Genomic DNA, 13,589 nt, shown 5'->3' with positions numbered 1-13,589 from the left:
AAACCGCGGCCAGCGACGATTTCTGCCAACCGCTGTAAGCAGGACTAACAACATGTACAAGCGATACCCGTCGGTGCAGTCCATGAGTGCGTTTATCCACGCGGCGCGCAGCGGCAGTTTTTCCAGTGCGGCGCGCAAGCTCGACCTGACGCACAGCGCGATCAGCCAGCAGATCCGCGCCCTCGAAGACTTCATCGGCCAGCCGTTGTTCGTGCGTGAAGGCGGCGGCAGCAACCTCACCGATGCCGGGCAGTTGTTTGCTAGCGTGCTGGCGGACGGGCTGGCGCAGATCGACCGGGCCCTGTCCTCGGTGAAAAACCGCAGCGTGGCGCAGCGCCTGACCCTGGATGTGGACAGTGAACTGGCGCAGAGCTGGCTCAATCCGCGCCTGCCGGAATTGCTCGACGGACTGCCGGATTACGAGGTGACGCTGCTGTCGATGCCGCGCAGTGATCGCAGCAGCTTCGAGCGGGTGGATCTGGCGTTGCGTTACGGCTATGGCGATTGGGATGACTGCGAGATGACACAGATCTGCGGCGATCGGGTGCTGGCGGTGGCTTCGCCGGCGTTGCTTGAGCGCTGTGGTTTGCAGTTGCCGTTGAGCCCGGCGCAGATCCTTGAATTGCCGCTGTTGGGCTATACGCGACGCTCGTGGATTCCGTGGCTGGATGCGGCCGGAATGCCCCCGGTGGAGCCAGCGGCGCGGGTGATTTTCGATAATGCGGCCAACCTGATTGCGGCTGCCGAAGCCGGGGTTGGTGCCGGGCTGGTACGCGGTTTGCTCGCCGCCGATGCATTGCGCAGTGGGCGGCTGGTGGCGTTGAACGAGGCGCAGATTGCTGCGCATTACAACCTCTACGCGGTGTGGCCGCATGGGCAGGCTGAGCGGGTGGCGCCGGTGGTTGAAGCCATCAAACAGTTGGCCCTGCGTACACAAACTTGACGCCATCGCTGGCAAGCCAGCTCCCACAGGTTTTTGTGGTGTGACACAGATCGGATCAACACTTCGATCACTGTGGGAGCTGGCTTGCCAGCGATGGCGTCGGCACATTCACCCTAAAACCCAAACCATATCGAACAAGTATCACCACCGCGTCCAATTAATATTGTACGAACCCCTCCCCCCTTTCCAATACTCGCCCTCAGCAACCACCCACCCGGGCCGGATGCGAACAGGCGAGGGAATGCGCGAGACCTGCGCATAGAAATGGCCGATAGCCCGGGGCGTGGATGCCGAGAGCCGCAAGGCTCCCTTCCCCGCTATCAGGAGATCGACTTCAATGATCATCGATATCAGCTGCTATCCCACGGATCTCGTGGACCTCGCCTGGAGGCATGACGGTGACCCGTTCACCGGCGAGCGTCTGCTGGAGATGATGGATGGCCCGTACATGGTCAACGGCAAGCCTCGCCGGATCGACAAAGCCTTCATCCAGCCGCCGCAGGGCAACACCATTTACACCTGGACCGACGGCGAACTCTCGGGCCGCGAATCCATCGACGCCTACATGGCCTACACCCTGAAAATGGTGCAGACCTACCCCGATCGTTTCATCGGCTGCTTCGTCTACAACCCGCGCTGCGGCGTGGAAAACGGCGTCGAGGCGATCGAGCGCTACGTCAAGCAACACGGTTTCAAGATGGTGCAGATGCAGGCCAACATGCACGCCTACCGGCCTGATCGTGCACTGGACTGGGTGCGCCCGTGCTTCGAGAAATGCGCCGAGCTGGGCATTCCGGTCAAGCTGCACACCGGCGACGGGCCGTACAGCATCCCCTCGGAGTGGGTGCCGATGATCAAGGAATTCCCCAACGTGAATTTCATCATGGCCCACTTCGGCGTGCAGACCGGCGGCGTCTACGTGTTCGAACCGATGCAATGGGCGATGGAGCTGCCCAACGTGTACTGCGAATCGGGCTGGTGCCTGCAATCGCGGATCGTCGAGTTCGCCAAGGTGCTGCCGACGCACAAGATCCTGTTCGGCACCGACACCCCGCCGAACGAACCGGGCATGTGGCTGCGCCTGCTCGAAGTGCTGTGCCACGAACCGCCGCAAGGCCTGAACCTCGACGAGGACACGCTCGAAGAGTACCTGGGCAACAACACCGCGCGGATGATCGGCCTCGAACCGACCCCGCCGCCGCGTTCCGTTTCCGAAGCAGAGGCGCAACTCAAGCGCCCCGTCACCACGCAACTGGCCAGGAGCTGAACCGATGATCATCGACACCCATCTGCACCCCACCAACCTGGTCGACGAGGCCTGGCGCCACACCGGCGAACCGTTCACCGGCGAGCGCATGCTCAAGCTGATGGACGGCCCGTACATGATCAACGGCAAGCCACGCCGCATCGATATGGGTTTTATCCAGCCGCCACCGGGCAACACCGGTTATCGCGACGGCAACCGCCGGGGCCGCGAAGGCGTGCGTGACTACATGTCGTACGTCGCCGAACTCTGTGTGAAGTACCCGGACCGCTTCATCGGCAACTTCAACTTCAACCCGCGCTGGGGCCCGGAAAACGGTGCGGCGGAGCTGGAATTCCACATCAAGGAATACGGCTTCAAGATGCTCAAGCTGCACGCCAACATGCACGGCTATCGCCCGGATCGGGCGCTGGACTGGCTGCGTCCGGCGATGAAAGTCTGCGCCAAGTACAACATCGTGGTGCTGATCCATACCGGCGACGGCCCGTACACCATTCCGACGATGTTCTACCCGATCATCCGCGAGTTCCCGATGGTCAATTTCATCATCGGCCACTTCGGCATCCAGACCGGCGGCAACTACTCGTTCGAGGCGTTCTGGATGGCGATGGACACGCCGAACGTTTACTGCGAATCCGGCTGGTGCTTCCAGTCACGGATCGTCGAATTCGCCAAGGAACTGCCGCGCAACAAGATCGTATTCGGCACCGACTCGCCGCCGAACGAACCGGGCATGTGGCTAAGGGAGCTTGAGGTGCTGTGCTCACCGGCACCGCAGGGTTTGGGCATCGATGAGGATCATCTCGAAGATTACCTGGGCAACAACATCGCGCGGTTGTGCGGAATCGAACCGACGCCACCGCCGAAGGATCTGGTTGAGGCGGATATTCGCCTGACGACCACGTACCTCTAGGCAACGCTGATTCCTGGGTAACGCTGATTCCTGGGGCACAAGGGAACCCTGTGGTGAGGGGATTTATCCCCTCACCACAAAGGCCCTCGCCACAGGAATCTCCTCAGCACCTAAGTGAACAGTAGAGGCAACACAGCGACTTTACAGGCACGAAGATGACCCGGCGTTTGCTCGACCGGCAGGCCAACGGCTGCTCGATCGAACGCCTTCTCACCCCTGCGTGCCTGCTTTTTACGAGGTGAAACCATGACCCGTTCGACGCTCGGCGATTCTCAGGATTTTCACGTGTTCATCGATGCCTATCGCCGAGAGTACCCGGACGATGTGCTGACCATCACCCAAACTGTTTCTGCCGATCAGGACATCACCGCCCTGGTCGATGCCCTCGCCGCACAGGGCCGCGATCCGTTGCTGATCTGCGAAAACGTCGGCGGCCTCAAGGTGCCGGTGGCGACCAACCTGTTTGCCTCCCGCACCCGCATCGCGCGGTTGTTCGGCGTAACGCCTGCACAACTGCACGAAACCTTCCAGCGCCGCGCCAACCAGCCCATCGCCCCGCGCTACGTGGAAAGCGGCCCGGTGCTTGATGAAGTGTTCGAAGGCGAAGCCGTGGATCTGGCGCTGCTGCCGATGCTCAAGCACTTCGACAGCGATCGCGGGCCATACATCACCAACGCGATCATCATCGCCGAGGACCCGCTGACCGGCATCGCCAACATGAGCTACCACCGCTCGATGCGCCACGCCCGCCAGTCCCTGGCGACCAGCCTGCACTCGCGCGGACATTTGTGGCGAATGCTGCAGACCGCTCGTGAACGCGGTGAAGAATTGCGCGTGGCGATGGTGGTCGGCGCGCATCCGCTGTTCATGCTCGCCGCCGCTGCACGTTTACCGTATGGCGCCGATGAGCGCGCTGTCGCTGGCGGGTTGTTCGGCGCACCGCTGGAACTGGTCAAGACCCCACGCTACGGCATCGGCGTCCCGGCATACGCCGAGTTCGTTCTCGAAGGCGCCATTGACCCGACGGCCTACGCCGAGGAAGGCCCGTTCGGCGAGTTCAGCGGTTATTCCTCGGATCGTTCGACCAACAATGTGCTGCGCGTCGACACCTTGTTGCGGCGCAAGGACGCCTGGCTGGTCGATGTCATGGGCGGCCGCTACGCCGAGCATCTGACCCTCGCCCGTCTGCCGCGCGAAGCGGAAATGAGCGAGAAGCTCAAGGCACGTTTCCCTGCCGTCACCGCCGTGCATTACCCGAACTCCGGCACCCACTTTCATTGCTACGTGGCGCTGGATCAGAGCCGCGACGGTGAAGCGCGGCAGATCATGCTCGCCCTGCTCGGCTGGGATCCGTATCTGAAAAGCGTGATCGCGGTGGACAGCGATATTGAGATCACCGACGACAGCCAGGTGTTGTGGGCGCTGGCCACGCATTTCCAGCCGCATCTGGACCTGTTCATGATCGACGGTTTGCCCGGCAGCCCGCTGGACCCGTCGTCCTCGGTCAACGGCACCACGTCGCGCATGGGTCTTGACGCCACCCGTGGCTCGGGCTTCGACGGGATCAAGGCGCAGCTCGATCAGGACGTGCTCGAACGTGCCCGGCAATTGCTCAAGGGTCTGGCATCGTGAACCGTCAGCGGATGGTGGTCGGCATCAGCGGCGCGTCCGGCTTCATCTACGGCGTGCGCCTGCTGCAATTGCTCGCCGAACTGGACATCGAAAGCCACCTGATCATCAGCCGCGCCGCGCTGCTGACCATGGCCCACGAGACCGACTACAAACTGGCCGATGTCACTGCACTCGCCAGCCACTACCACCGCGCCGATGACGTCGCGGCCGGGATTGCCAGCGGTTCGTTTCGCTGCCTCGGCATGGTGGTCGCGCCGTGTTCGATGCGCACCCTGGCGGAGATCGCCACCGGCACCTCCTCCGGGCTGATCGGCCGCGCCGCCGACGTCACCCTCAAGGAACGCCGCACCTTGGTGCTGATGGCCCGCGAAACCCCGCTGACCCTCGCCCACCTGCGCAACATGACGGCCGTGACCGAGATGGGCGGGATCATCGCCCCACCGGTGCCGGCGTTTTATGCCCGGCCCGAAAGCCTGGCGCAGATGGTCGATCACAGTCTGGGCAGAGTGCTCGACCTGTTGGGCCTAGATGCCGGGGTTGCCACCCGCTGGAAAGAACACCCAAATCCCAATGTGGATATGAATACCTGTGGTGAGGGGATTTATCCCCGACCGACTGCTCAGCAGTCGCAAAACCTGTGAATGAGGTTTTCCTGACACAGCGCAATTGCAGATTTTGGGGCCGCTTCGCGACCCATCGGGGATAAATCCCCTCGCCACAAACGCCAATCAAAGGAGCTCCAGATGAACACCCCCTTCAACGCCCCAACCCGCAACACCAAAATCCCCGTGACCATCCTCACCGGCTTCCTCGGTGCCGGCAAAACCACCCTGCTCAACTACATCCTCAAGGAAAACCACGGACGCAAGATCGCCGTGATCGAGAACGAGTTCGGCGAGGTCGGCATCGACGGCGATCTGGTGCTCAGCTCGGAGACCGAAGAAATCTACGAAATGGTCAACGGCTGCGTGTGCTGCACCGCCGAAGTTCGTGAGGATCTGGTGCGCATCGTCCGCGAACTGGTGGCGCGCCCGGTGCGCCTCGATCACATCCTGATCGAGACCAGCGGGCTGGCCGACCCGTACCCGGTGGCGCAAAGCTTTTTCATCAATGACCCGATTGCCGAGGACGTCGAACTCGATGCGATCGTGACCATGGTCGACGCCAAGCACATCGCCCAACACCTGGAGGATCTGCAACTGGATGGCGTCGACAATCAGGCGGTGGATCAGATCGTCTGCGCCGACCGCATCGTCATCAACAAGGTCGATCTGGTCAGCCCTGAGGAGGTGGACATTCTGCGCGGCAAGATCCGTGGTTTGAACGCCACGGCGGATCTGGTGACCTCCACTCATGCGCAGATCGACCTGACGAAAATCCTCGGCATCGGCGCCTTCGAATGCACGCAGAAGCTCATGGAAATCGGCGCTGAACCTGAGCATCACGACCATGAACACCACCATGATGAGCCCGACCACGAACACGACCCGAGCGTGTCATCGGTGGGCATCGCCGTGGACGGTGCGGTCAACCTGATGGCGTTCCACCACTGGATCAGCGAACTGCGCTCGTCCCAGGCCGACAACCTCTATCGCATGAAAGGCGTGCTGGCCGTGGCCAACGAAGACCAGCGCTACGTGCTGCAAGGCGTGCACAGCCTGGTGGAGTTCCGCGCCTCGACCGCCTGGGGCACGGAGCCCCGCTCGAGCAAGATCGTGTTCATCGGCCGTGACCTGGACCGCGCGGCGCTGAACCAGGGCTTTGCCGCCTGCCTCGCAGGCTGAACAAGGCATCGGAGCCGGTGGATGGCGGCTTCGGGCACGAATGACTGATGCCCAATGGCACTGAAATCTGTGGAGTGAACCCTGTAATGAGGTCACCCGTGGCGAGGGGATTTATCCCCGACCGGTTGCGCAGCAGCCGCAAATCCAGCACATGCGGTTTGTCTGGTAAACCGCAAGTTCAGGTTTTGGGGGTGCTTCGCACCCCATCGGGGATAAATCCCCTCACCACAAAGGCTCACTCCAACAGGTGATCTGCAGCAGGCATCAGACGAATACCCCTCTCTACCGCATAAAAACAGCCAGAGGTGATTCCCCATGTCGTCAGCCACTCCTTCCTCCACCGTGCACCCCGTCGACCGCGTTTTGCCGGTGCGACAGATGCTCACCCTCGGCCTGCAACACATGGCCGTCTCGTACATCGGCGCCATCGCCGTGCCGTTGATCGTTGCCAGTGCATTGAAAATGTCCCACGCCGATACCGTAGTGCTGATCAGTACCACGCTGTTCTGCTCGGGCATCGCCACCCTGTTGCAGACCGTCGGTTTCTGGAAATTCGGCGTGCGCCTGCCGATCCTGCAAGGTGTGGCGTTCAGCAGCGTCGGCCCGGTAATCGCCATCGGCAGCAACCCCGATGTGGGCTTCCCCGGGGTCTGCGGCGCGGTGATCGGTGCCGGGATTTTCACCCTGCTGATGGCGCCATTCGTGGGCCGATTACGGCGGTTTTTCCCGCCGGTGGTGACCGGTTGCATCGTCACCGTGATCGGCTTGCAGCTGTTTCCGATCGCCTATGAATGGGTCGGTGGCGGGCGCAACGCGAGCAACTTCGGCGCGCCGGCCTTTCTCGCGGTGGCGGTGGTGGTGCTGCTGACCATTCTGCTGGTCAATCGCTACGGCAGCCCGCTGCTGCGCAACATGGCGGTGCTGGTGGGCATGTTGGTCGGCGCCGGTCTGGCCTACGGTCTGGGCATGGGCAATTTCCACAGTGTTGAAGAGGCGCCGTGGCTGACCGTGCCCTACCCGTTCTACTTCGGCCTGCCGACGTTCAGCCTGATCCCCATCGCGACCATGGTGGTGGTGATGATCGTGCAGATGGTCGAGTCGATGGGGCTGTTCGTGGCCATCGGCGACATCGTCGACAAACCGGTGGAAGACCAGCAAGTGGTCAACGGCCTGCGCGCCAACGGCCTGGCCAGCACCATCGCCGGGATGTTCGCTGCTTTCCCGTTCATTGCCTTCATGGAAAACGTCGGTCTGGTGATCCTGACCGGCGTGCGCAGCCGTTGGGTGGTCGCCGTCAGCGGCCTGCTGATGTGTTCGATTGCGCTGGTGCCCAAGGCCGGGGCGATCATCGCCTCAATGCCGACGGCGGCGCTGGGCGGTGCCGGCATTGCCATGTTCGGCGTGGTCGCGGCGGCGGGTATCCAGACCCTGGCCAAGGTCGACTACGAACGCAATCGCTACAACGTATTGATCGTCGGTTTCACCATCGCCGCCGCGCTGGTACCGGTGCTCGCGCCGACTCTGTTCAAACAACTGCCCGAGTGGTCACAGCCGTTCCTGCACAGCAGCGTGGTCATCGCCTGCCTGGTGTCGGTGCTGCTCAACGCGGCGCTCAACGGCGTCAGCGTGCCAGACACCACACCCGGCAAATCCGCCTCGCACATTCTCTGACTGGAGCCTGCCATGACTCAACTTCAAAACATCCTGATCAAAAACCCGCTCGCGGTGATGACCGGCCTGCGCGGTCCGCGTGCCCGGGCCGGCGCGGTGGACATTCGCGTGATCAACGGACGCATCGCCGAAATGGCCGCCGACCTTGAGCCACACCCCGGCGAACGGGTGATCGATGCACGCAACTGCGTGGTCTATCCGGGCTGGATCAACACCCACCATCACCTGTTCCAGAACCTGCTCAAAGCCGTACCCGAAGGTTTGAATCAGGATCTGCAAGGCTGGCTGGCGAGTGTGCCCTACCCACGCTTGAACCGCTTTACCCCGCAATTGGCAAGGATCGCCGCCCGTCTGGGCATGGTCGAGTTGCTGCTGTCCGGGGTGACGACCTGCGCCGATCATCACTATCTCTATCACGCCCACGGCACAACCGAGACCGGGGATCTGCTGTTCGATCTGGCCGACGAATTCGGCCTGCGCTTTGTGCTGTGTCGCGGTGGCGCACTGGAGTCCGCCAGCGCCCACCCGGGCTTCTCGAAAACCGCGCTGCAACCGGAAAGCCTCGAACAAATGGTCGGCGACATCGAGCGGCTGAAATCGCTGTATCACCAGGACACCCCGGACGCCCTGCGCCGGGTGGTCGTCGCACCCACCACGCCAACCTTTTCGCTGCCACCGACCCTGCTGCGCGAACTGGCACACACCGCACGCGGCCTCGGTTTGCGCCTGCACACACATCTGTCGGAAACCCAGAACTATGTGAATTTCTGCCGCGACAAGTACAACTGCCTGCCGGTGGAATTCGTCGCCGAACACGAATGGCTCGGCCCCGACGTCTGGTTCGCCCACGCCGTGCACCTGCAACCGGGGGAAATCCGCATGCTCGCCCAGACCGGCAGCGGCGTCTCGCACTGCCCGGTAAGCAATGCGCGCCTGGGCAGTGGCGTCGCGCCGGTGCCGCAAATGTTTGAGGCCGGCGTACCAATCTCCCTCGGCGTCGACGGCGTCGCGTCCAACGAATCCGGGAGCATGGTCGGCGAAGCCAGCACCGCGTGGCTGATCCACCGCGCCGAACAAGGCGCCTCGGCGACCACCGCCGAAGACGTGATCCACTGGGGCACGGCGGGCGGTGCACAGGTATTGGGACTGGGCGCGGTCGGCACACTGCAAGTCGGGCAAGCCGCGGATCTGGTGATCTACAGCCTCGACCATCCCCGCTTCTTCGGCTTCCACGATTGCGCGGTTGCCCCGGTGGTGGCCGGTGAACCCATTACCGTGAAATACAGCCTGGTGGGCGGCAGGATCGTGGTCGATAACGGCGTGATTCCGGGGCTGGACATCGAACGGATGCGCGCCGAGGCGTGGGAAGGTGTGCAGGCGATGATGAAAATCGAGGATTGATCCGATCTCACATTCAATGCAAAACCCTGTGGGAGCTGGCTTGCCAGCGATGGCGGGCTGTCAGTCAATGCAGCAGAGACTGCCCCACTGCTATCGCTGGCAAGCCAGCTCCCACAAAACATTGAGTCATTCGCGGATTCGGGGTTTGTCGACTAACGTTAATTCCTCATCGGATTGAGCCCCTGCCAGCTACACCGGGCTCTTGATCAAGGAGAGACTGATGACGTCGCGTCGCAACATCGAACAGACTTATCGCACCTGGTCCAGCCCGATTCTGCTGGAGCTGAAAAAGCGTGAACACCAAATGGCGCCGGTCGAGCGTCAGGCACTGGAGAATGTGTTGGTCGAACGAAGGTTGCTTGATGTCGGCAACCCCAACGGCCCTGACCGACGTCAGGGCACTGCAAGTAAAAATGACCGGCCCGGTTGATCAAACCAAGTCGTTCCTGCAGGTGACCACTAAAAGATCGCAGCCTTCGGCAGCTCCTACAGGTTGAATGCAATCCAACTGTAGGAGCTGCCGAAGGCTGCGATCTTTTGATCTTCAGGCGGCGCGCTGCCCCTCAGCCACCATCGCCGAAGCCGCCAACATCGCCCGCAACAACACCGCACACCCGGCCGCCAGATCATCCGGCGCGGCATTCTCGATTTCGTTGTGGCTGATGCCGCCTTCGCACGGCACGAAGATCATTCCGGCCGGGCCGAGTTCGGCGAGGAAGATCGCGTCGTGGCCGGCGCCGCTGACGATGTCCATGTGTGACAAGCCCAGGCCTTTCGCCGCGCCGCGCACGGCTTCGACGCAGCCCTTTTCGAAGTACAGCGGCGGGAAGTCGGCGGTCGGAGTCAGTTCATAGGTCAGGCCGTGTTCTTCGCAGGTCGCGTCGATGACCTGCTTCACTTCGGCAATCATCGAATCGAGGCGCTCTGGCTGCAGATGGCGGAAGTCGAGGGTCATGCGCACTTCGCCGGGGATGACGTTACGCGAGCCGGGATAGGCTTGCAGGCAACCGACGGTGCCGCAAGCATGGGGTTGGTGGCCGAGGGCGGCGCGATTGACCGCGCCGACGATGACCGAGGCGCCGACCAGGGCGTCCTTGCGCAGGTGCATCGGCGTTGGCCCGGCGTGCGCTTCGACGCCGCGCAGTTTCAGGTCGAACCACTTCTGCCCGAGGGCGCCGAGTACCACGCCGATGGTTTTCTGCTCGTCTTCGAGGATCGGGCCTTGTTCGATGTGCGCTTCGAAATAGGCGCCGACCTTGTGCCCGCTGACGTTGCGTGACCCGGCGTAACCAATGGCGTTGAGCGCTTCGCCAACCGTGACGCCGTCGGCATCGACCTTGGCCAGGGTTTCTTCGAGGGTGAATTTCTCGGCGAACACGCCGGAACCCATCATGCACGGAGCAAAGCGCGAGCCTTCTTCGTTGGTCCAGACCACCACTTCCAACGGCGCTTCGGTTTCCACACCGAGGTCATTGAGGGTACGCAGCACTTCGACGCCGGCGAGCACGCCGAAGCAGCCGTCGAATTTGCCGCCGGTAGGTTGGGTGTCGATGTGGCTACCGGTCATCACCGGCGGCAGGTTCGGATTACGCCCCGGGCGGCGGGCGAAGATGTTGCCGACTGCATCCACTGTGACGCTGCATCCGGCGTCCTTGCACCACTGCACGAACAGGTCACGGGCCTGGCGATCGAGGTCGGTCAGGGCCAGACGACAGACCCCGCCCTTGACCGTGGCACCGAGCTTGGCCAGTTGCATGAGCGAGGCCCAGAGGCGGTCGCGGTTGATGTGCTGATGGGTGGATTGCAGAACGTCTACGGCTGCGTTCATGTTGATCTCCTCAGGCAGTTTCTTAGGGTATTTCTTTGGTGTTTTCCAGGCCGCCATCGCTGGCAAGCCAGCTCCCACAGGTTTTGAGTGAACTCATGGTTTGTGTACGACTTGATCCTTGTGGGAGCTGGCTTGCCAGCGATGAGGCCCTCCCTCACACCGGTGATTTCACGACCGAAGGCTGCGCCCGCATCACGCACAACCCGTAATAAATCACCCCGCCCAGCGCCGAGCCGGTAAACCAGCCGTAGCTGTAAAACCAGCTGAACGCATCGCTACCCAGCGACAGCAGGGTCAGCACCACCGGCACGCCAAACGCGGCAAACCCGGCCCAGTTCCACGCCGGATACACGTCATCGCGGTACAGCCCGGCCAGGTCCAGTTGCTGTTTCTTGATCAGGAAATAGTCCACCACCATGATCCCGGCGATCGGCCCGAGCAGGCTCGAATAGCCCAGCAGCCAGTTGGAATACACGGTTTCCAGGCTGACATCGGAAACGATCAGACCGAGCTTTTTCAGCAGTTCGTGGGCCATCAACGCCAGCCCGACGAAGCCGGTGAGCAACACCGCTTTGGTACGGTTGATCACCTTGGGCGCGATGTTCTGGAAGTCGTTGGTTGGCGAAACAATGTTCGCCGCCGTATTGGTCGACAGCGTGGCGATGATGATCAGCGCCATGGCCACCGCTACCCACAGCGGGCTCTGGATATGGCCGATCAGGCTGACCGGATCCGATACCGTGACACCGACCAGCTTCACCGACGCGGCGGTCATCACCACCCCCAGCGAAGCGAACAGGAACATGGTCAGCGGCAGGCCGAAAATCTGCCCGAGGATCTGGTCTTTCTGGCTTTTGGCGTACCGGCTGAAGTCGGGAATGTTCAGCGACAACGTGGCCCAGAAGCCGACCATCGCCGTCAGCCCCGCAGCGAAGTAACTGACCACGCTCGCGCCTTCGGGGCGTTTCGGTGGAATCGCCAGCAGCTCGCTCATCGACACATTGGGCATGGCCCACATCAGCAAGCCAATGCCGACTGCCACCAGCAGCGGCGCGGACAGGGTTTCCAGCCACTTGATCGACTCGGCACCACGGATCACCACCCACAGGTTCAGCGACCAGAAGATCATGAAACCGATCACCTCCCCCGTTCCGCCGAGGGATTTCCAGCCGTCGAAGATCGAGCCAAGAAACAGGTGAATCGCCAGCCCGCCAAACATCGTTTGAATCCCGAACCAGCCACACGCCACCAGCGCACGAATCAGGCACGGCACGTTGGAACCGAGCACGCCGAATGACGAGCGCAGCAACACCGGGAACGGAATGCCGTACTTGGTGCCGGGGAAAGCATTGAGGGTCAGCGGGATCAGCACGATGACGTTGGCCAGTAGAATCGCCATCAGCGCTTCGCCGACAGTCAGGCCGAAGTACGCGGTGAGCACGCCGCCGAGGGTGTAAGTCGGCACGCACACCGACATGCCGACCCACAGCGCGGTGATGTGCCATTTGTTCCAGGTCCGCTCGCGCACCTTGGTCGGTGCCATATCGTGGTTGTAACGGGGACTGTCGAGGACGTCGCTGCCGGCTTCGAGTTCGAACAAGCCGTCGCGCTCGGTCACTTGCGATCTGTTCTGTTGCATGGCCGCTCCACTGTTCTTCTGATTATTTTTTTGCTCATCAGGCGGCTGCACACCAGGGTGCGAGCCGGACGATGGCCGGAGGAACTGACAACTTTCTTGCACCGGCCATGGTGACAGCGGCGGCATCAATAAACGTGCCGGGTACTCCGTCTGACGCTCAGGCGGTGTTACAAACGCATTGCAACTTTCTGATAATTCACGGTTTTAATTATTCACCGGAGGAGTCCGCGAAAACCTGTCTGCACGCTCAGGCTAAACGTTTGCCAAGTTGTCCGAACTGTCAGGACTCAATCTGGTGCACTGCACTTTTTTTCATTACGGGCGATCAACCGCAGCTCAACTTCAAGCAGCTGATTTCACATAGGAAATCTTGCTCATATTTCCATCCTGTCAAGTGCGTCAAAATGGTGAACAGCCTCACCATTTTGGTGATTTCAATTTTTAATCGTTATTTTTCAACAACTTAAAATAGCAATAAGCTTATAAAAAATAATCTTGATCAATTTGATAACTG

Annotated in this window: 11 protein-coding genes; 9 read left to right on the top strand and 2 right to left on the bottom strand. The window is 61.6% G+C overall.

What is annotated here, in order from left to right:
- Positions 1-52: 52 nt before the first annotated feature.
- The 9 genes from AB1J88_RS04425 (at position 53) to AB1J88_RS04385 (ending at position 10,038) form a co-directional block, all read left to right on the top strand.
- Positions 53-943 carry a LysR substrate-binding domain-containing protein gene (locus AB1J88_RS04425; RefSeq protein WP_086792696.1) on the top strand — a complete coding sequence of 297 codons (891 nt, stop codon included), beginning with the start codon at positions 53-55 and terminating at the stop codon, positions 941-943.
- 337 nt (positions 944-1,280) lie between these two features.
- Positions 1,281-2,210: an amidohydrolase family protein gene (locus AB1J88_RS04420; protein ID WP_086792694.1), complete on the top strand. Its 930-nt coding sequence runs from the start codon at positions 1,281-1,283 to the stop codon at positions 2,208-2,210.
- Between the two features lie 4 nt (positions 2,211-2,214).
- Positions 2,215-3,120 carry an amidohydrolase family protein gene (locus tag AB1J88_RS04415; protein ID WP_003224037.1) on the top strand — a complete coding sequence of 302 codons (906 nt, stop codon included), beginning with the start codon at positions 2,215-2,217 and terminating at the stop codon, positions 3,118-3,120.
- 246 nt (positions 3,121-3,366) lie between these two features.
- Positions 3,367-4,752 carry a UbiD family decarboxylase gene (locus tag AB1J88_RS04410; protein WP_430290326.1) on the top strand — a complete coding sequence of 462 codons (1,386 nt, stop codon included), beginning with the start codon at positions 3,367-3,369 and terminating at the stop codon, positions 4,750-4,752.
- 11 nt (positions 4,753-4,763) lie between these two features.
- Positions 4,764-5,393, top strand: a complete 630-nt coding sequence (locus tag AB1J88_RS04405) for a UbiX family flavin prenyltransferase (protein WP_430292659.1) — start codon at positions 4,764-4,766, stop codon at positions 5,391-5,393.
- A gap of 102 nt (positions 5,394-5,495) precedes the next feature.
- Complete coding sequence (locus AB1J88_RS04400) at positions 5,496-6,536, top strand: CobW family GTP-binding protein (RefSeq protein WP_430290325.1); 1,041 nt, start codon at positions 5,496-5,498, stop codon at positions 6,534-6,536.
- A 315-nt stretch (positions 6,537-6,851) separates the two neighbouring features.
- Entirely contained in the window at positions 6,852-8,207 is a 1,356-nt protein-coding gene (locus tag AB1J88_RS04395) for a nucleobase:cation symporter-2 family protein (RefSeq protein WP_430290324.1), read from the top strand.
- Between the two features lie 12 nt (positions 8,208-8,219).
- Positions 8,220-9,608: an amidohydrolase family protein gene (locus AB1J88_RS04390; protein WP_430290323.1), complete on the top strand. Its 1,389-nt coding sequence runs from the start codon at positions 8,220-8,222 to the stop codon at positions 9,606-9,608.
- Positions 9,609-9,828: 220 nt separating this feature from the next.
- Entirely contained in the window at positions 9,829-10,038 is a 210-nt protein-coding gene (locus AB1J88_RS04385; protein ID WP_041073306.1) for a hypothetical protein, read from the top strand.
- Positions 10,039-10,152: 114 nt separating this feature from the next.
- On the opposite strand, the gene AB1J88_RS04380 is transcribed toward AB1J88_RS04385, so the two are convergent.
- Both AB1J88_RS04380 and AB1J88_RS04375 read right to left on the bottom strand, forming a co-directional pair.
- A complete protein-coding gene (locus tag AB1J88_RS04380) occupies positions 10,153-11,436 on the bottom strand; it encodes a Zn-dependent hydrolase (protein ID WP_430290322.1) in 1,284 nt (427 codons plus the stop codon).
- A 154-nt stretch (positions 11,437-11,590) separates the two neighbouring features.
- Positions 11,591-13,075: an NCS1 family nucleobase:cation symporter-1 gene (locus AB1J88_RS04375; protein WP_108183006.1), complete on the bottom strand. Its 1,485-nt coding sequence runs from the start codon at positions 13,073-13,075 to the stop codon at positions 11,591-11,593.
- Between the last annotated feature and the right edge of the window lie 514 nt (positions 13,076-13,589).

It is taken from the genome of Pseudomonas sp. S8 (assembly GCF_050473925.1).
In the GTDB taxonomy this organism is placed as follows: domain Bacteria; phylum Pseudomonadota; class Gammaproteobacteria; order Pseudomonadales; family Pseudomonadaceae; genus Aquipseudomonas; species Aquipseudomonas parakoreensis.
This window is presented reverse-complemented; position numbering and strand designations above follow the sequence as displayed.